The 17,976-nt window shown below is 63.8% G+C and carries 15 protein-coding genes and 2 tRNA genes; 6 read left to right on the top strand and 11 right to left on the bottom strand.

The features are described 5' to 3' along the window. Positions 1-169: 169 nt before the first annotated feature. The 5 genes from FJ527_RS05050 to FJ527_RS05030 all read right to left on the bottom strand — a co-directional run bounded on the left by FJ527_RS05050 (position 170) and on the right by FJ527_RS05030 (position 2,926). Positions 170-1,312: a slipin family protein gene (locus FJ527_RS05050; protein ID WP_181166281.1), complete on the bottom strand. Its 1,143-nt coding sequence runs from the start codon at positions 1,310-1,312 to the stop codon at positions 170-172. Positions 1,313-1,669: 357 nt separating this feature from the next. Beyond that, positions 1,670-1,734, bottom strand: a tRNA-Met gene (locus FJ527_RS05045). 1 nt (position 1,735) lies between these two features. Next, a tRNA-Tyr gene (locus FJ527_RS05040) sits at positions 1,736-1,809 on the bottom strand. Between the two features lie 230 nt (positions 1,810-2,039). Further along, the gene (locus FJ527_RS05035; protein WP_140822008.1) at positions 2,040-2,588 is read right to left on the bottom strand and encodes a histidine phosphatase family protein; all 549 of its coding nucleotides are present in this window, start codon (positions 2,586-2,588) and stop codon (positions 2,040-2,042) included. After that, a complete protein-coding gene (locus FJ527_RS05030) occupies positions 2,585-2,926 on the bottom strand; it encodes a hypothetical protein (protein WP_140822006.1) in 342 nt (113 codons plus the stop codon). Before FJ527_RS05030 ends, FJ527_RS05035 begins: the two co-directional genes overlap by 4 nt. Positions 2,927-2,983: 57 nt before the next feature. On the opposite strand from FJ527_RS05030, the gene FJ527_RS05025 reads away from it, so the two are divergent. The 3 genes from FJ527_RS05025 (at position 2,984) to FJ527_RS05015 (ending at position 6,682) form a co-directional block, all read left to right on the top strand. Further along, positions 2,984-3,934 carry an AEC family transporter gene (locus FJ527_RS05025; protein WP_140822004.1) on the top strand — a complete coding sequence of 317 codons (951 nt, stop codon included), beginning with the start codon at positions 2,984-2,986 and terminating at the stop codon, positions 3,932-3,934. A 181-nt stretch (positions 3,935-4,115) separates the two neighbouring features. After that, on the top strand, positions 4,116-5,573 hold the full coding sequence (locus FJ527_RS05020; protein ID WP_140822002.1) for an NAD-dependent succinate-semialdehyde dehydrogenase: 1,458 nt from the start codon (positions 4,116-4,118) through the stop codon (positions 5,571-5,573). 86 nt (positions 5,574-5,659) lie between these two features. Next, positions 5,660-6,682: an aldose epimerase family protein gene (locus tag FJ527_RS05015; RefSeq protein WP_140661080.1), complete on the top strand. Its 1,023-nt coding sequence runs from the start codon at positions 5,660-5,662 to the stop codon at positions 6,680-6,682. A 5-nt stretch (positions 6,683-6,687) separates the two neighbouring features. Here FJ527_RS05015 and FJ527_RS05010 read toward each other — a convergent pair whose 3' ends face one another. Then, positions 6,688-7,611: a sugar kinase gene (locus FJ527_RS05010; protein ID WP_140822001.1), complete on the bottom strand. Its 924-nt coding sequence runs from the start codon at positions 7,609-7,611 to the stop codon at positions 6,688-6,690. Between the two features lie 151 nt (positions 7,612-7,762). Here FJ527_RS05010 and FJ527_RS05005 point away from each other — a divergent pair, with 151 nt between their 5' ends. Together FJ527_RS05005 and FJ527_RS05000 are read left to right on the top strand one after the other, a co-directional pair. Then, the gene (locus FJ527_RS05005; RefSeq protein ID WP_041163818.1) at positions 7,763-8,212 is read left to right on the top strand and encodes a FixH family protein; all 450 of its coding nucleotides are present in this window, start codon (positions 7,763-7,765) and stop codon (positions 8,210-8,212) included. Positions 8,213-8,219: 7 nt separating this feature from the next. Beyond that, on the top strand, positions 8,220-9,419 hold the full coding sequence (locus FJ527_RS05000) for a cytochrome c peroxidase (protein ID WP_140661082.1): 1,200 nt from the start codon (positions 8,220-8,222) through the stop codon (positions 9,417-9,419). Position 9,420: 1 nt separating this feature from the next. On the opposite strand, the gene FJ527_RS04995 is transcribed toward FJ527_RS05000, so the two are convergent. Further along, positions 9,421-9,873: an Lrp/AsnC ligand binding domain-containing protein gene (locus tag FJ527_RS04995; protein WP_015317477.1), complete on the bottom strand. Its 453-nt coding sequence runs from the start codon at positions 9,871-9,873 to the stop codon at positions 9,421-9,423. 163 nt (positions 9,874-10,036) lie between these two features. Here FJ527_RS04995 and putA point away from each other — a divergent pair, with 163 nt between their 5' ends. Beyond that, positions 10,037-13,645, top strand: coding sequence for a bifunctional proline dehydrogenase/L-glutamate gamma-semialdehyde dehydrogenase PutA (gene putA, locus FJ527_RS04990; protein ID WP_140821999.1), 3,609 nt, complete (start codon positions 10,037-10,039; stop codon positions 13,643-13,645). A gap of 8 nt (positions 13,646-13,653) precedes the next feature. Here the strand turns inward: putA and FJ527_RS04985 are convergent, their stop codons facing one another. The 4 genes from FJ527_RS04985 to FJ527_RS04970 all read right to left on the bottom strand — a co-directional run bounded on the left by FJ527_RS04985 (position 13,654) and on the right by FJ527_RS04970 (position 17,789). Further along, positions 13,654-13,968, bottom strand: a complete 315-nt coding sequence (locus FJ527_RS04985; protein WP_015317479.1) for an antibiotic biosynthesis monooxygenase — start codon at positions 13,966-13,968, stop codon at positions 13,654-13,656. Positions 13,969-14,025: 57 nt separating this feature from the next. After that, positions 14,026-15,078 (bottom strand): TonB family protein, encoded by a 1,053-nt coding sequence (locus FJ527_RS04980; RefSeq protein WP_246677683.1) that lies wholly within the window; start codon positions 15,076-15,078, stop codon positions 14,026-14,028. A gap of 81 nt (positions 15,079-15,159) precedes the next feature. After that, complete coding sequence (locus FJ527_RS04975; protein ID WP_140821997.1) at positions 15,160-15,597, bottom strand: hypothetical protein; 438 nt, start codon at positions 15,595-15,597, stop codon at positions 15,160-15,162. Between the two features lie 2 nt (positions 15,598-15,599). Then, complete coding sequence (locus tag FJ527_RS04970; protein WP_140821995.1) at positions 15,600-17,789, bottom strand: TonB-dependent hemoglobin/transferrin/lactoferrin family receptor; 2,190 nt, start codon at positions 17,787-17,789, stop codon at positions 15,600-15,602. Positions 17,790-17,976 lie beyond the last annotated feature (187 nt).

Raw genomic sequence — 17,976 nt, 5'->3', positions numbered from 1 at the left:
TTTCCTTCTTTGCGGGCGGAATCTGTCCGCATTCGTTTGGGCGCTGTCTAATCGGTTTTTCCCGGCAGGAAAAGGCCTGTTAAGCCGGGCGCAGATGGGTAGGATGCCCAGGAAACGCAAGAAGGGCCGCCGGTCGACCCGGCGGCCCTTCCGTTGACGCTACGTAAGCTCAGCTGTCGCGGAGCTTGACAAGGTCGTTCAGCAGCCCGCCCGTTCCGTTGTGGACGGTCAGTCGCTCGACCTTGCCGGCGATGGTTTCCAGAGCTTCGAGCTCCTTCAGCCGCAGCATCACCGGGTTCTCCGCCATCACCTTGGCCGTGTTGAGCAGGGAACGCGTGGCGTTCGTCTCCTCGCGGCGGCGGATGACGTTGGCCTCGGCCTGCTTTTCGGCCGAAACCACCTGGTTGAGGATCTCGCGCATCTCACCCGGCAGGATGACATCCTTGAGCGTGATATCGCTGACCTCGACCCCGATCTCGGCCATGTCGGCACGGACCTTGGCCGCCGCTTCCTCGTCGACCGTCACCTTCTTTTCGAGGATCTGGTCGAGCGTGAGCGCGCCCAGCGTCTTGCGGAACGCGTACTGCAGGGCGCGGTAGAGGGACTCGGAGAAGTCCTTCACCGCGCTCACCGCCTTGACCGGATCGATGACCCGGTATTCGGCCGCGATGTTGACGCGGATCGTGACGCGATCCCTGGTCAGCACTTCCTGCCCGGCGACATCGAGCGACTGGCGCTTGAGGTCGACGACCTTGATCTGCACCATCCGTCCGACGTTCCAGAAGCCGTGCACGCCAGCGGCAAGCGTCCGCACAAGGACACCGTCGATGAACAGCAGCCCGGCCTGGCCGTCGACAACCGGGTGAACGGACATCAATTCCGCCTTCCGAGCCTGGCCGAGCCGGCGCATGACAGCCGGATCGATGGCAAGATCGGCCGAGGTGTCGATCACCGTCACCTTCCACGGTCCGGCATCGGTCCACAGTACCAGCTTACGGTCGGGGGCCTGCACGGAATGCAGGTTGCCGTCACGCTCGATGACGGCAACTTCCGTGCGCCCGGTGCGCACGACGGTGAAATGACGCGCGGCCACGTCCGGGAGCTTGTCGAACAACGCCTTCTCGTACGCCGAAACGAATTCCGGGCTCTTCAGATCGTGCCGGGACACCTCAAGGCTCTGGTCCCGGTTGGCGAGCCAGTGCTCACCCGGCAGCAGGACAGCCTTGATCTCTCCCTTGTAGAGAGTGAGGGCACGTTCGTTTTCCCTAACGAGGACGCGCTCGCGCCCAAGAACTGTATCGAGAATAGTCATTGTCTTACTCCTGTCGGGCATGGCCCCATGCGAGGCGTCACGTCATGCGTCGATCTTCCCTTCGTTTCTCGTTTCACTTCCAATTCCGGACACGAATGATCCGGGGACTGGTGGCATCGATGCGCGGCGGGCCTGCGGGAGCGGATCGAGGGGCAGCGAAGCGGGCGCCGGAGGCGAGCCTCCCTTGCCGGCGACACTGCGCCTTGACCATCACCGCGAGCCTGGCCGCGAGCCGATGGCATCGGACCTTTCGATACGTCCTGGCCCGAAGGCCTCGGCCGTCCGTCACGTCTTCAGCATTCCAGTCCCCGGACCGTTTCAGATAACACCTGGCAGGGTGCTGGCTTATCGAGCCAATGGAGAAGGAATCGAACCTTCGACAATCAGATTATGAGTCTGATGCTCTACCAACTGAGCTATCCGTGGTGCAGACGACGGGACTCGAACCCACAACCTCCGGATTATGTCCGGCGCTCTCCCAGTTGAGCTACATCCGCGATCCCAATCCCCAAAGCGGCGCCGTATACAGGGCGGCAAAGCCGTCTGCACGGGCGGAGACGAAAGCTCCAACCGTTGTGCTCGCTTCGGTTTTCGTGACCGGGAGCGCGCCTATAGCCCCTGCGACGGGTTGTCGCAAGCGACATTGTCGTACCGAATTCGCGGCTTCTTTCGGCGGTGGCATTTCGGCAACACTCATTGCCGTGCCCGCGTTCGGGAGCAGTGGTTCTCAGAAGGTGACGCGGCCGAGTACGCGCAAGCCGGCGCCTTGCGGCTCGACCACCACTGCTTCGCCTTCGCGCGGCGACACGCCGGTCAGCGCCACGATGTTTTCGAGATGGGTGACCAGGACCAGATTGTCGGAGCCGGAATAGGCGCGGATTTCCTTCATGATGGCGGCGATCTGCGCTGCTTTCTGCGCATCGTCACCCTTCAGGAGATCGAGCGGTGCGAACAGCTCCGGCTCGGCCTCGAAGGCGGTGCGCGCGGTGTCGAGGCAGCGGCAATAGCGGCTGGATAGAATGCGCTCGATGGGAGCCGCGCGGGCGGCAAACAGGGCGCCGATCTTGCTTGCCTGCTGCTTGCCGCGCGCCGACAGATTGACCTGGGTGGCGCAATTGCCGATGTCGAAATTGGCCGGGTCGGTGGTGCCGGTGACCATGGCGTGGCGCAGCAGCACGACATGGCCGCCATCGCGCAGCAGCGCCCAGCCGGCGTCCGTCGCGTGCGCGGCGGCGGGGACGACAAGCAGGAACAATGCCAAGGCTAACCGGATCATCGCCACCCTTCCATGCTCCCGTGTCGGGCTCCAACCATTCGCATATAAGGATTGGAAAGCAGGCACAAAGACAAGCCGGGCGTCAGCCGCGTCTCACGCCTCACTTTTTGGCGCTGCTTCACCAGATCGATCTTCTGATCGGTGAGCGGGATGGGGATCGTGTAGCCGGCTTCGGTAAAGCCCTGTTTGGCATTATCGAAGAAGGCAATCGCCTTGAGGTATTCGGGCTGGTCGCCGCGCACCGGTTCCAGCCCGCCAGCTCCGATCGGCTCGGCCGAGGCGGTTTGGCGCGCGCCGCACCATGGCATCGGCAGGAAACGGATTGGTGCGGCAGGCATCGAGCAGCATGATCGGGTGCGATTGCGCAGCGACCGTGGCTCGCCTATCCCTGAAAAATGTCTCCGCTTACCGAAACCGTCCTGTTCGTCTTCAGTCTTGTCGCGCTCGGCTATCTCGCCGGGCTCTCGGGCTATTTGAGACCGGCGAGCGGCGAGGGGATATCCGACTTCGCGGTCTCGGTGGCAATGCCGCTGCTCCTGTTCCAGACCATGGTCAATGCCGATTTTCATGGCGTGGCGCCATGGCCGCTATGGGGTGCCTATTTCACCGCCGTGGCGATCACCTGGGCCGTCGGCCATGTCGTCACCACGCGGATCTTCGGTCGCGATGCGCGCGCCGGGGTCGTCGGCGGGGTGTCGTCTGCCTACTCCAACGTCGTGCTGCTCGGCGCTCCCTTCATCCTTGGCATATTCGGTCCGAGCGGCTTCGAAGTGCTGTCGCTGCTGGTCTCGGTGCATCTGCCGATCATGATGATGGCTTCGATCGTGCTGTTCGAGATGTTCGGGCGCGGCAGCGGCGAACACGTGCATCCCTTGCGCGTTATCAGAAGTTTCCTCAGGCGGCTGTTCATGAATCCGCTGATCATCGGCATTGTCCTGGGCCTGGCATGGCGGCTCAGCGGCGTGCCGCTGCCTGGTCTCGCCATGCGCCTGGTGGATGCATTGGCCGATACGGCCGGGCCGGTGGCGCTGTTTGCCATGGGGCTCAGCCTGCGCCGCTTCGGGATATCAGGCAATGTCCGGCCGGCGCTGGCGCTTTCGGCGCTCAAACTGTTCCTGATGCCGGCACTGGTTCTTGCCTTCGTCTGGCTGCTCGGCCTGCCGCCCCTGACCGCCAAGGTGGCGGTTGTGGTGGCGGCGCTGCCCTCCGGCATCAATTCCTATCTCATCGCGGTGCAGTTCAACACCGGCCAGGCGCTGGCATCGAACCAGATGACCATCGCCACGGCCTGCGCGGCGATCACCACCGCTTTCTGGCTGACGGTTGTCCTGCATGTTTTCGGATAAGGTTGGCGACGCCGTACGCCAACGCGCTCGTCTTGTGCTGGTCCAACCCCTATATGCCATCTTGCGATTGCTTGCGGGGCTTTCCCTAGGTTAAGAGCAATGGCTCCAGCGCGGGGCCCTGCCTGCGCTTTACCGAAGACATCCAGATAGCGGCCCGTGAGCGCCGAACGGAGGCTAGACCATGCTTCAGAAAACCAGCCATTTCATGCGGCAGGCCAATCTCATCAACGGCGAATGGGTGCAGGCCGACAGCGGCCAGACGGTCGATGTGAACAATCCGGCTACAGGCCTCAAGATCGGCACCGTACCGAAGTCGGGCAAGGCAGAAACTCGCCGCGCCATCGAGGCCGCCGATGAAGCTTTCAAAACCTGGCGCAAGACGACCGCGCTCGAGCGCTCGAAGCTGCTACGCAAGCTGCATGACGCGATGATGGACAATCAGGACGTGCTGGCCGAACTGCTCACCATCGAGCAGGGCAAGTCGCTGTTCGAGTCCAAGGGCGAGATCGGTTCGGCTGCCGCCTACATCCTGTGGTTCGCCGAAGAAGGCCGCCGCACTTATGGGGATGTCGTGCCCTCGCCATGGGCGGACCGCCGCATCCTGGTGACGAAAGAACCGGTCGGTGTCATCGCCGCCATCACGCCGTGGAATTTCCCGTCCTCGATGCTGGCCCGCAAGCTCGGTCCCGCACTTGCCGCGGGCTGCACCGCTGTCGTCAAGCCGGCCTCGCAGACGCCGTATTCCGGCCTTGCCTGGGGGGCGCTTGCCGAGGAAGCCGGCTTTCCCAAGGGCGTCGTCAACATCCTGACCGGCGCCGCCGGTGAGATCGGCGACGAGATTTGCGCCAATCCGCTGGTCAAGAAGATCACCTTCACCGGCTCCACCGAAGTCGGCAAGATCCTGATCCAGAAATCGTCGGTGACCGTCAAGAAGGTATCGATGGAACTCGGCGGCAACGCGCCGTTCATCGTTTTCGACGACGCCGATATCGAACGTGCCGTGGCCGGCGCTATCACCGCCAAATATCGCAATTCCGGCCAGACCTGCGTCTGCACCAACCGCTTCCTGGTCCAGGCCGGCGTCTATGACAAGTTCGTCGAGAAACTCGCCGCGGCCAGCAACGGGCTGAAGGTCGGTTCCGGCCTGGAAGAGGGCGTCCAGCAGGGGCCGCTGATCGACGAGAAGGCGGTCGAGAAGGTCGAGGAGCTGATTGCCGACGCCACGGCAAAGGGCGGCAAGGTCGTCGCCGGGGGCAAGCGCCACGCGCTCGGCGGTTCGTTCTTCCAGCCGACGGTCATCGCCAACGCGACGCCGAAAATGCGCTTCATGAAGGAAGAGATTTTTGGGCCGGTCGCTCCCGTGTTCAAGTTCGAGACCGAGGAAGAGGCCGTGGCACTCGCCAACGACACGGAGTTCGGCCTTGCCTGCTACTTCTACACCGGCGATCTCGGCCGCGCCTTCCGGGTCATGGAAGGCCTGAAATACGGCATGGTCGGCGTCAATGAAGGGCTGATCACCACACCTGAAGCACCGTTCGGCGGCGTCAAGGAATCCGGACTTGGCAAGGAGGGCGGACATCAGGGCATCGAGGATTACCTCGATACCAAATATGTGTGCATCGGCGGCCTCGGCCTCTGATAGGCTAGTCTTGTGGCAGGCTCGTAAACCTGCCTCGAGGCTGAAGAACCAGCCGAAGTCCTTTGGATCCACTGACGTTTGCGGGCATGATGATGAAGGACGGCGAGGTTTTCGGCACGACGCAGGCAGGCGAACCGGTCCGCCGCTTCACGATCAGGGGTGGCGGCCTCACCGCCAACATCATCGGGCTCGGCGCCATCGTCCAGGACCTGCGCCTGGCCGGGCATGATGCGCCGCTGGTTCTCGGCTACAGCACTCTGGAAGCGTATGAGACCGATACTGGCTTCTTCGGGGCGGTTGTTGGGCGCTACGCCAACCGCATCGGCGACGCTCGTTTCACAATTGGCGGCAACCGCTATCAGACCGAGCGCAATTTCCTGGACAAGCATACGCTGCATGGCGGCTCGCAAGGCTATTCCCACCGGCCATGGACGGTTTCGCTGCACGGCAGGGACTTCGTCACGCTGACGCTGCATGATCCCGATGGCGCGATGGGCTTTCCCGGAGCGCTCGACGTTACCTGCACCTACCGGCTGAAAATTCCCGGCACGCTCAGCGTCGAACTGACGGCGACCTGCGAGGAGCCGACGCCGTGCAATCTCACCCAGCATTCCTATTTCAACCTCGACGATGGCGGTGCCGGCGACATTCTCGACCATAGGATGATGCTGAACGCCGGCGCCTATCTGCCTGTCGACGGCGACATGATCCCGACCGGCGTGGTCAAGCCGGTCGACGGCACGCCCTTCGATTTTCGCCAGGCGCGGCCGCTGCGCATGGAGACCGAGGGCGAACAGTTACCCTACGACCAGAATTTCTGCCTGGCCGCGGCGCGCGGTCCGCTCAAGCAGGCAGCTTGGGTGCAAGGGGCGAGTTCCGGCATCGAGATGGAAGTCTGGACCACCGAGCCCGGCGTCCAGCTTTATACCGGGCAATATGTGACGCCACGCACCGGCCTGGAAGGGCGGGGTTACAAGGCCTTCAGCGGCTTCTGTCTGGAGCCGCAGATATGGCCCGACGCGCCGAACCGGCCGTATTTCCCGCAGGCGACGCTATGGCCTGGCGCGATCTACCACCACGTGACGGAATATCGGTTCCGGCAGGGCTGACTTTTTCAGGACTGGCCGAACGCCGCCCGTAGCGTCTCGAACGGCGCCAATGCGCCGCGGACCTGCACGACGGCGGCGGCGACGCGGTGCGCACGCTGGACAGCGTCCGCCGGGGCAATCCCGCCAAGCCGTGCGGCGAGATAGCCGCCGTTGAAGGAATCGCCGGCACCGGTCGTGTCCACGGGCGCAGGCACGTGGATTGCGGCGACCTCCCGCAGCGCTCCACCCTTGCCAATCAACGCCGGTGCCTCGCCGTTCTTGACCACGACCTCCTTGGCCAATTGCCCGAGGCGCTCGGCGGTCGCCTGCGGTGTGTCATCGCCGAACAGCATCTGCTCGTCCGGGAACGTCGGCAGCGCGATGTCGGTAACCGCAAGCGCCCCGGCAATCGCTGCTTGTGCGTCCTCGCGGTTGCGCCAGAGCCGTGGCCGATAGTTCGGATCGAAGGCAATCAGCGAGCCCGCCGCGCGCGCCTTTGCCACTGCGGCCAGCAGCGTCTGGCGCGCGGCCTCATCGAGAATTGCCAAAGTGATTCCGGAAAAGTACACAAGCGCCTGATTTTCCAGGTTTTTCGCCAGTGCCGCCGGGTCCGAGGCGAGCTGCCTGGCGGCGGCGTCGCCGCGCCAGTAGGTGAAGGAGCGCTCGGCGCCGGTCAGCGTGATGGCATAGAGGCCGGGGCGCGCGCCCGGTATGACCGGACTGGAGCCGATGCCGATGCCGTTTTCGGCTAAGAAGTCGATCTGGCCCTGCGAGAAAGGGTCGTCGCCGAAGGCCGAGACATAGGTTGCCGGCCGGTCAGCGCTTAGGGCATGCAGCGCCCACAGCGTGTTGAACGTGTCGCCGGCAAAGCCCATGCGCCAGTTCGGCCCGGTCTGGCCCGACAGTTCCAGCATGCATTCGCCGATCGAGGCGACGCCGTTTCCCACCATCTGCAATCCTCCAGTGCTTTCGGTGCTGTAGCTTTTTGCCGAACGCAGCGCCATGCTTGGCAAGCAGGCTTTTTTCCGCCACAGCGTTTTCCCACAGGCCGGCGGGATGCGATCCGCCCGGCAGGACGTTATCTGCGAGAGAGGAACCGGTTTGGCATCGTTATGGCGTTATCTCCTGGCAGGTCTTGGTCTGGCTGCTTTGCTGGTCGGCGTTCTCGCGGCCGTTTATCTGACCGCGCCGCATTCGGCACAGCCCGCCGGCCCGGATGTCTCGCGGACGAAAAAAACCGACAACGGGTTGTACGTAGCGAGTTTCGTGCCGGAACGGGGCGTCGTGCGGCAGGGCGAACTGGAATCCTGGCTACTGACGCTGAAGACAAAGACGGGGGCTTCGGTGGAACGAGCCGCGATTGCCATCTCCGGCGGCATGCCGCAACACAATCACGGTCTGCCGACCAGCCCGCAGGCGACCGACTATCTAGGCGAGGGGCGCTACCGCATCGAAGGGGTGAAATTCACCATGAGCGGCTGGTGGCAACTGCGTTTCGCCATATCGTCCGGCGCGGGCTCCGACACTGTGCTGTTCAACGTGGTGCTGTGAGCGGTCGATGAGGCGCTTTTTCTGCTTTTTGGCACTGACGGTGGCAGCCATCCTTGCCGGTTGCGGCAAGCCGGATTTTTCCGATGCCGAGAAGAAGACGATTGCATCGCTCGCGCTGAATACGCTGCCGGCGCTGAAGCCTGATACCACCAACCGCTTCGCCGATGAGCCGGCCGCGGCGGCGCTCGGCTCGACGCTGTTCTTCGACGTCGGGATGAGCCGCGACGGTACGGTGTCCTGCTCGACCTGCCACAAGATCGACCGGCAGTTCCAGGACGACCTGCCGCAGGCGGTCGGAGTCGGCCACACCAACCGGCGCACCATGCCGCTGGCCGGCGTGGCGCGCGACCCCTGGTTCTTCTGGGATGGACGGCGCGACAGCCTGTGGGCGCAGGCGCTGACACCGCTCGAAAACCCGTTGGAACAGGCGGGAAACCGTGCTGCCTACGCGCATTACATGAAGGCGCGTTTCGGCGAACGCTATGAGCGCATCTTCGGGCCATTGCCTGATTTGTCCAGCATTCCGCCAAATGCCAGCCCGCTTGGAAGCGATGCCGAAAAAACCGCCTGGAACGCGATGAGCGATGCGCAGCGCGACGCAATCAACGGCGTCTATGCCAATATCGGCAAGGCGATCGCCGCTTTCGAACGCTCGATCGAGCCGGCACCGACACGCTTCGACCGCTTTGCGCTGGACCTTGCGACAGGCGCCGAGCCGAAAGGCGATGCCGTCTTTTCCACGGAGGAAATCCTTGGGTTGAAACTTTTCGTCGGCAAGGCCAATTGCGTGAGCTGCCACAACGGCCCGCGCTTCAGCGACAACGGTTTTCACAACACGGGTGTACCGCCTGCTGCCGGCCTGCCGGCGGATCGTGGGCGCGTCGATGCGGTGGCCCAGGTCGAGGCCGACCCGTTCAACTGCTTCGGAGCCTATCGCGATGGCGAGGCCAGTGCCTGCGGCGAGCTGCGCTTCATGGTCAAGGATGCGCCGGAACTTGTGCGCGCCTACAAGACGCCGTCGCTGCGCGGTGCGGCGACGCGGCCGCCTTACATGCACGCCGGGCAGTTTTCATCGCTCGACGAGGTCGTCGCTCACTATGCCAAGGCTGCGCCAAGCGTCGAGGGCAGTTCTGAAATTCACCCGCTGGAGCTCTCGGACCGCGAGCGCGCCGCACTGGTGGCGTTCCTGAAGACGCTATCGGAATAGGTTACCTGTCCTTGACCGTCTCCATCGCCACGAAGGTCGAGGTCTGGGCGACGTGGGGCAGGGCGGAGATGCGCTCACCGAGCACGCGGCGATAGGCGGCGATGTCCTTCGTGCGGACCTTAAGGAGATAGTCGAAGCTCGACGCCATCATGTGGCACTGCTCGATTTCCGGCACGGCTTGTACGGAGCGGTTGAAGGCATCGAGCGCGGCGGATCGGGTGTCCGATAATTTCACCTGCACGAAGGCGACATGGCCTTCGCCCATGCGTTCGCGGTCGATGATCGCCTGGTATCCCCTGATATAGCCGTCCTTCTCCAGCCGCTTCACCCGCGCCTGCACCGGTGTCTTCGACAGGCCGACCTTGACCGCCAGTTCCGACATGGAAAGCCGGCCATTGCCGGCCAGTGCCGACAGGATGTTCCTGTCGATGCGGTCCAATTGATCTTCTGTCATCGAAACTGCAGCCCGAATGAGCAATTTTTCGGAAACATGATAGATCAATTGAGCTGCCCTGTCGATTTTTTCAGACCGCCTGAAATCTGGCACTTGTGCTAGCTTGCGCCATTCGGTCCGGTGACCGCCGGCCCGTTCCCTTGTGCTTGCTCATAGGACCGCCATGCCGCTCGACGCCATCCGCCAGCAGATCCGCGCTAATTATTTGCCCGACGAAGACGCAGCGGTTAAGCGATTAGCCGAGGCGGCCGGGCTTTCGGCCGGAGACCGTAAGGCGATCTCGGCGCGTGCGGCCGACCTGGTGCGGGCGGTGCGCGGTTCGTCCGATCCCCGGCTGATGGAAGTCTTCCTCTCGGCCTACGGCCTCTCCACCAAGGAAGGCGTGGCGCTGATGTGCCTGGCCGAGGCGCTGCTGCGCGTACCCGACACAGAGACGATGGACGATCTCATCGCCGATAAGATCGCGCCGCACGACTGGTCGGCGCATTCGGGCGGTTCGAGTTCGATCTTCGTCAACGCCTCGACCTGGGCGCTGATGCTAACCGGCCGCGTGCTCGATGAAGGTGAGGGCGGTATCGAAGGCACGCTGCGTTCGATGGTGCGCCGGCTGGGCGAACCGGTCATCCGCAAGGCAGTGGCCGCCGCCATGCGCGAGATGGGCGAGCAGTTCGTGCTTGGCCGCACGATCGCGGAAGCCGTCAAGCGCGGCCGGCCGATGACACAGAAGGGTTATCTCTACTCCTTCGACATGCTGGGCGAGGCGGCCCGCACCGAGGCGGACGCGCTGCGCTATCACAAGGCCTATGCCGACGCCATTTCCTCGCTCGATGCTGGCTCGAACGGGCCAGATATCCGCCAGAACCATGGCATCTCCGTCAAGCTTTCGGCACTGCATCCACGCTACGAAAAAGCGCAAAAGGAAGAGATGCTGCCTGTGATGGCCGAGCGGCTGTTGTCGCTGGCCCTGGCCGCACGGCATTCGCGGATGGGGCTCAACATCGACGCCGAGGAGGCGGATCGTCTCGACCTGTCGCTCGACGTGATCGAGCGGGTGCTGGCCGAGCCGGAACTCGCCGGCTGGAACGGCTTTGGCGTCGTTGTGCAGGCGTATGGTCCGCGCGCGGCTTTCACCATCGATTGGCTCTATGCCCTGGCCAACAAGCATAATCGCAACATCATGGTCCGGCTGGTCAAGGGTGCCTATTGGGACACGGAGATCAAGCGGGCGCAGACACTCGGGCTTGCCGGTTATCCCGTGTTCACGCGCAAGGCCAACACCGACGTCTCCTACATGGCTTGCGCGAAAAAGCTGCTTGGCATGACCGACCGCATCTATCCGCAGTTCGCCACCCATAACGCGCACACCGTCGCCGCCATCCTGTCGATGGCTGACAGTCGCGACACCTTCGAATTCCAGCGCCTGCATGGCATGGGCGAGGCTTTGCACGAAACGGTGCGCAAGGCCGAAGGCACGCGTTGCCGTATCTATGCGCCGGTCGGCGCGCATTCGGACCTGCTGGCCTATCTGGTCCGCAGGCTCCTGGAAAACGGCGCCAACTCCTCCTTCGTGCACCAATTGACCGACGAGGAGGTCGAGCCGGAGGATATCGCACGCGATCCGCTGGAAACGGTTGAAAGCCAGGGTCCCGCCGCCAATCCGGCGATTGCCCGGCCTTCCCAGATCTTTGGGATCGGGCGCCGCAACTCGAAGGGGTTCGACATCACCGACACGGTGACGCTGGCTGATATCGAGCAGGCCAGAGCGGCATTTGCGGGTCCCGATCGCTGGCACGCCAAGCCGATCACGCGCGCCGCCGGCTACGGCAAGCAGCGCCCGATCCTCAATCCGGCAAAGCCTTCCGAGGTGGTCGGCACGGTTCACGAGGCCGCCGCCAAGCAGGTCGCAACCGCCGTGCGCATCGCTGTCGAGGCGCAGCCGGCGTGGGCAAAACGCCCGGTCGCCGAGCGTGCCGCTATCCTCAACCGTGCCGCCGATCTTTACGAGGCCAATGCCGTCGAGTTCTTCGCGCTCGCCACGCGCGAGGCCGGCAAATCGCTGGCCGACGGCGTCGCCGAAGTGCGCGAGGCGGTCGACTTCCTGCGCTATTACGCCACCGAGGCGGCGAACGCCGAAACGGGCACGCAAGCGCGCGGCGCCATCGTCTGCATCTCGCCGTGGAATTTCCCGCTCGCCATCTTCACCGGCCAGATCGCGGCAGCACTTGTCACTGGCAATTCAGTGATCGCCAAGCCAGCCGAGCAGACCCCGCTGATCGCCTTCCGCGCCGTCGAGATGCTGCGCGAGGCCGGCGTGCCGGAAGACGTCATCCAACTCCTGCCCGGGGACGGCCCGTCGGTCGGTGGTCCGCTGACAGCGGACCCGCGTATTGCCGGCGTCTGCTTCACCGGCTCGACCGAGGTCGCCAAGCTGATCGAAAAGCAATTGGCCGAGACCGCGGCGCCGGACGCCATGCTGATCGCCGAGACCGGCGGCCTCAATGCCATGATCGTCGATTCCACGGCACTTCCTGAGCAGGCGGTGCGTGACATCCTCGCGTCGGCCTTCCAGAGTGCCGGCCAGCGCTGCTCGGCGTTGCGCGTGCTCTATGTCCAGAAAGACGTCGAGAAGAAGATGCTGGAGATGCTGAAAGGCGCCATGGAGGCGCTCAATGTCGGCGATCCCTGGCGGATTTCGACCGATGTCGGTCCGGTGATCGACGATGACGCGCAAAGTTCGATCCGCGATTATTGCACGACGATGGGCCTGCAGGGCCGGCTGATCGCTAAACTTGAGGCGCCCAAGGATGGCCGCTTCGTCGCGCCGCATGTCTTCCGGGTCAAGGGCATCGAGGAGATGGAGCGCGAAGTGTTCGGTCCGGTGCTGCACGTCGCGACCTTCGACGCCGACCAGATCGACAGCGTCATCGCCGCCATCAACCGCAAGGGCTACGGCCTGACCTTCGGCCTGCACACCCGCATCGAAGGCCGGGTGCAGCATTTCGTCGACGGCATCCATGCCGGCAACATCTATGTCAACCGCAACCAGATCGGCGCTGTCGTCGGTTCGCAGCCATTTGGGGGCGAGGGCCTGTCCGGCACCGGGCCAAAGGCCGGCGGGCCGCACTATCTCAGGCGTTTCCGCAAAGGGCCTGAAGCGGGCACGGAAGTCGGCGAAGGCCATAAGGTGACGGCGACCGAACTGGCCGACAATCTGCCCGATCCCGCTCTCGGCGGCTGGTCGACGCGGCCGGACCGGGTCGCCATCCTCAGGAAGCATCTTCGCGGCAAGGGCGCGGCCGCGATCGGAGCCGCCGCCAGCATTGATTTCGGCCAGGTCGATCTGCCCGGGCCGACCGGCGAGGCCAACACGCTGTCGCTGTCGCCGCGCGGCCGGGTGCTGTGCTTGGGGCCGGACGGCGACACGCTGCTGGCGCAGACCATCCAGGCGCTCGCCGCCGGCAATGCGGTGCTGGCTGTTGCACCGGGTGCACCGGCGGCGCTCTCGGCATTGACCGGCAAAGGCCTGCCGCTGGCGGCCATCGACGGCCGCCCCGATCCTGTCGAGGCGCGCTCGCTGCGGGTCGATGTGGTTGCTTTTTCAGGCACGCCCGAGGCGGCGCGCATCGTGCGCAAGGTCATCGCCGAGCGCAGCGGGCCGATCGTCCCGCTGGTCAGCGAGGTGCTTTATCCGGCGGCTTATGCGCATGAGCGGGCGGTCTGCGTCGACACGACCGCCGCGGGTGGCAACGCCAGCCTCTTGGCCGCCGCATAGGTCGGCATCTACGCGCCCTCGACGACGGAAAAACCCTCGAATTGCGGGTGGCCGAGATAGTGGACTTTCGTCGTGCCGACATTCCGGTGGGCGGCGCGGAAGTTCTCCGACTTGGTCCAGGCGACGAAATCATCGTGACTTGCCCACGCCGTGTGCGACGCGAACAGCGTGTAGCCCTCGGTCTCGTTGACCGGGCCGCGCAGCAGGTGAAATTCGCGAAAACCCTTCATCTCGGCCAGGCTGGAGTCGCGGTTCTTCCACATGGCTTCGAAGTTGCCCTCCGAGCCGGTCTGGACCTTGAAGCGGTTCATGGCGATGTACATGGGGTCCCTTTCATGCGGATGTTGATGGTTGAGCCGCACCGCTTGTTCCGGGCCTAGTCAAAACGGGCCGATCCCGACCTCGAACTCCAAGCTCGAGTTCGATGCCTGTGACGGAATTGGAGGGAAGGGAGCGGCCTTGCGCACGATGCTAAGCGCGGCCTCGTCGAAAGTCGGCGATCCTGAGCTTTCCAGAATGCGCAACTGGTCTATGTCGCCCTTCCTGCCTATGGCGAACGCCACAACAGCATTGTTACGCGCGGCCAGTTGCAGCGAAGGCGGGAGAGTACGATTGACGCTGCCGAGCTTTCGAAAGACGTTGCCGCGGTAGCTGTCTTCCGCGGCGCTGCCTTGGTCTTTTTGCCTTTTGCCCTTGCTGGCCGCTTCCGCCAGCCGGTCCTGGCCATCGGCCGTGCCGCTCCGTTCAGTCGCTGCTCCAGCAGTGGCAGGGGCAGCCGCCGGAGTTGGCCTTGCAACGGGGATCGGCGGTTGGTCCGGAACGGTGACAGGAATTTCGGTGGTTCCGGCCTGGGCGTTCGGCTGTGCCGGCGTTTTTGTCCTGGCAGCCACGCTCTGGTCGTCCGGGCGCGGGGTTGCCGCCACCAGTATGTCCGGCGTGGCCACGGGCTGTTTGACCGGTTCCGCCGAGGGCTCCGAAGCCTGCTTCGCGGCGTCACGGGCAGGCTCGGGAGCGTGTGTCGCCGGTTCCTGCGCGGGCTGTGAAGGTGCGGTCGGCGCCGGCCTGGCCGCCTTTGCCGGATGAGGCTTGGCCGTCGGCGGGGGCTGCACCAGCGTGACATTCATTGCCGCCGGGTCCTTGTCCAATGCACTGCCGGCGACCTTGTCACCTTTGTGATCGCCGCCTTCCGACTGCTCTGCCTCCCTGGAATCGAACTTGCCGGCGGACGAGATCAGAAAAGCCGCCGCCACGCCGGCATGGAGCAGGCAGGAGATGGCGATCGCAGCCTGCCACTTGCCGTTGCTGGCTTGCGGTCGTGCCTGGGCAAGTCGCTCTGCCGGCGCTATTGCCAACTCGCTGCCAGTGTCGGGGAGTGGACTGATTTCCTGCATGTCGCGGGCGCGAAATTGCAGCGATACGCGCAGACTTGTCAAATCAAGATCGGCTGCCTCAACCGGTAAGCAATCGAAGCCGGCCAGCGGCCCTGCCACGGTCTTTTCTTATGCGGTCCCACTTCAGACGCCGAAAGCGATGCCGGTCCTGGTGTCCGTCTTCAGCTTGCGCATGCAGGCAGTTGGTTCGACGCCCGTGCCAGCGCAATCCGTTCCGCTGTTGACCAGCACGCGGCTGACCTTGGTGCAGTCGGTGCCGGCCAGGTCAAAGCGTGTCACCTTGGTCTTGCCGTGCGGCAGGTCCTTGAAGTCGAGCACGGTCAGCCGGTCGACGATGCCGGCCTTGTTGAACAGAGCGATCTCGAACGCCGCCTTGGTCAGGTCGGCGCCGAGATTGTTGCTGATCAGGAAGGTCAGCCGGCAGCCCTTGTCGAAAGGTTGCGCGGCATTGAGTTCGAGGGTCAGGACCGGCGCGGACTGCTCAGCCCACGCCGGAATTGTCGTCAGCGACATCGCCAGCGTCGAGGTCAGCAGACGAAGGGATGCCGTCAAGGGCGTCATGGTCAGCCTCCAAAGCGCATGGTTGCCGCTAGCTTCAGCGTGATACCGGGTTCGTAGACCGCAACCGTGGTGCTGCCGTTCAGCGGATTGGCGTATTTGACGTCGAACAGATTGTCGGCGCGGAAATCGACTTTCAAATTGTCGGTCGCCTGATAGCTGGCGAAGGCATTGATCAGCGTGTAGTCCGTCGCGACGGCATTGCCCTTTGGCTTGCCGTTATACTGCACCTCACCGCCGACGGTCAGCTTGTCCTCGAGGAAACGCAGGCCAAGCTGAGCGGTGACCTGAGAGGAGGGGATAGTGGCGAGGTCGGCTTCCATACCCTTGTGGGAAACGGTGTGGCCATCCGTGATCGAGGCCGAGAGGCCGGCATAGCCCCATGCCGCGTCATAGACGCCCTCCAGCTCGAAACCGTTGATCTTGGCCTTGGCGAAATTTTGATACTGGAAGCAGATCGGGATTCCGGGGCCGAAGGGGCAGCCACTGCCTGGAGCGAACGGCGACAGCGTTACGCCGTCGATATAGTCGTCGACATCGTTGTTGAAATAGGCTGCTTTCAGGCGCAAGGCGTCGCCCGGCTCGAAGATGTCGTTCTGCTTGTAGTTGACGCCGAACTCGGTCGTCTTGCCGGTTTCAGGCCGCAGATTTGGATTGGGCAGGAACGGGAAGCTGACGCCGGCGGGATGATTGCCGCTGATCAGCGTTTCCGTGATCGAGGGCGAGCGGTAGCCTTCCGCATAGGTGCCGTAGAATTGCAGGCCGGCAAGCCCGGCGCTCTCGAACGGCGAGACACCGACGGTGACGCGCGGGGATAGCCTGTCGCCGGAAATATCATGCATGTCATCCTTCAGGCTGTAGCTGTCGTAGCGCAGGCCAGCGACGACTTCGAGCCAGTCCCAGGTGAGCTTGTCCTGGACGTAGGCGCCGGACACGTTGCGCTTGCCCGACGGCGTGTAGAAACTGTCGCCCCCGGCCGCGCCACCCGTCTTGACGTTGTCGCCGACCCAATCGCCGCCATAGGTCAGTTCATGCGCGATGCCGTTCGTTTCGAACCGCGACGTGTTCCAGATATCGATGCCGGTCGTGCCGACATCGAATGTCGACAGTGATCCTGCCGGCAGCACCACGGGAAGACCGGTCACCGGATCGAAGCGGTTCTGCGGCGCGAGACTGGTCAGGTCGAGATTGGTCTTGTTGTAGGACGTGTTGATGTGGAGATCGAGCCAGCTCTTGTCTTCGTCCGTGATGTTGTAACGGGCCGTGAAGGTGTTCGACTTCAGGTCGACATCGTTGACCGGCACGCCGCCGCTGGTCTCGTCCCAGCCGTCGCTCGAACCAACCCAGCCGAGCTTGAGCTCACTGTTCTCGGTTGGCCGGATGGTCGTCTTGAGCAGGCCGCTCAGCACGTCGAAGCCGGTGCCGTTGACGGTGTCACCGTCGCCGTCCTTGTAGTTGTCGTAGTCGCGGTAAACGATGTTGCCCAACACGTCCCAGTTCTCATTGATGCGATAGGCACCGGTGGCGCTCGTGGTCCAGCCCTTGCCGTTGCTCTCGTAGCGTCCGGTGACGGAACCGGCCCACGTCTCGTCGGGCTTGAGGAAATCGACCGCATCCTTGGTGTCGAAGAAGACGACGCCGCCAATGGCGCCCGAGCCATAGGTGTTGGCGACGGGACCACGGATCACGTCGACGGATTTGACGAGCTCGGGATCGATGTAGAAGGTCGACTGGGTGCCGTGGTCGGAACGCTGGAAATTCTGGCGCGCGCCATCGACGATCACCGCGACGCGGCCGAAATCCTGCAGGCCGCGGATGTTGATGCTGGTGCTGACGCGCCTGGCGTCGGCCTGCGCAGCGACGCCAGGCACACCGAAAAGCATCTCGTTCGGCGTTGTCGCCATGCGGCGATCGAGCTGTTCCTGGTCGACATGGCTGGCCGAGGCCAGCGACTGTATCGCCGTTTCGCCGGTGCGGCTGAGCACCAGGATCCTGTCGAGCAACGTAGCGCCCGCGGGGGCTGCCTTTTGCTGGTCAGTCTTCTTCGATTGATCCGTCTGCTCGCTCGCCGCCTGCGTCGCAGGTTGCGCGTGCGCCGATGGCGCGGATAGAGCGATCGCCGCCACGCTTGCGAGCAAAGCCGCCGCACCGTTCGCCGCCCACCGACGGCGCCGTTCCCAACTTATCAACCCCATGCCCCAACTCCAAATCCCAGGTTCCATGCTGGCTGGCCCGGGGCTTGCTGGCATTTTGATCGTATCCGGCATCTTAAATGTTGACTCATTTAGTCCGGTATTGCACTGACTAGTAAACATGATTATTCAAGTCAAGAATGAATCGGCAATTCGCAACGCCTAGCCAGATGCCCGGCACAGGAAAGGG

The sequence above is a fragment of the Mesorhizobium sp. B2-4-18 genome, assembly GCF_006441385.1.
In the GTDB taxonomy this organism is placed as follows: Bacteria; Pseudomonadota; Alphaproteobacteria; order Rhizobiales; family Rhizobiaceae; genus Mesorhizobium; species Mesorhizobium australicum.
The sequence above is the reverse complement of the archived record's forward strand: the minus strand, read 5'-3'. Positions and strand labels throughout refer to the sequence as shown.

Excerpts from the sequence above, each read along its gene's own strand:
- FJ527_RS05050 (WP_181166281.1), bottom strand. The coding sequence starts at position 1,312 with ATGACTATTCTCGATACAGTTCTTGGGCGCGAGCGCGTCCTCGTTAGG.
- FJ527_RS05035 (WP_140822008.1), bottom strand. The coding sequence starts at position 2,588 with ATGATCCGGTTAGCCTTGGCATTGTTCCTGCTTGTCGTCCCCGCCGCC.
- FJ527_RS05030 (WP_140822006.1), bottom strand. The coding sequence starts at position 2,926 with ATGCCTGCCGCACCAATCCGTTTCCTGCCGATGCCATGGTGCGGCGCG.
- FJ527_RS05025 (WP_140822004.1), top strand. The coding sequence starts at position 2,984 with ATGTCTCCGCTTACCGAAACCGTCCTGTTCGTCTTCAGTCTTGTCGCG.
- FJ527_RS05020 (WP_140822002.1), top strand. The coding sequence starts at position 4,116 with ATGCTTCAGAAAACCAGCCATTTCATGCGGCAGGCCAATCTCATCAAC.
- FJ527_RS05015 (WP_140661080.1), top strand. The coding sequence starts at position 5,660 with ATGATGATGAAGGACGGCGAGGTTTTCGGCACGACGCAGGCAGGCGAA.
- FJ527_RS05010 (WP_140822001.1), bottom strand. The coding sequence starts at position 7,611 with ATGGTGGGAAACGGCGTCGCCTCGATCGGCGAATGCATGCTGGAACTG.
- FJ527_RS05000 (WP_140661082.1), top strand. The coding sequence starts at position 8,220 with ATGAGGCGCTTTTTCTGCTTTTTGGCACTGACGGTGGCAGCCATCCTT.
- FJ527_RS04995 (WP_015317477.1), bottom strand. The coding sequence starts at position 9,873 with ATGACAGAAGATCAATTGGACCGCATCGACAGGAACATCCTGTCGGCA.
- putA (WP_140821999.1), top strand. The coding sequence starts at position 10,037 with ATGCCGCTCGACGCCATCCGCCAGCAGATCCGCGCTAATTATTTGCCC.
- FJ527_RS04985 (WP_015317479.1), bottom strand. The coding sequence starts at position 13,968 with ATGTACATCGCCATGAACCGCTTCAAGGTCCAGACCGGCTCGGAGGGC.
- FJ527_RS04975 (WP_140821997.1), bottom strand. The coding sequence starts at position 15,597 with ATGACGCCCTTGACGGCATCCCTTCGTCTGCTGACCTCGACGCTGGCG.
- FJ527_RS04970 (WP_140821995.1), bottom strand. The coding sequence starts at position 17,789 with ATGGGGTTGATAAGTTGGGAACGGCGCCGTCGGTGGGCGGCGAACGGT.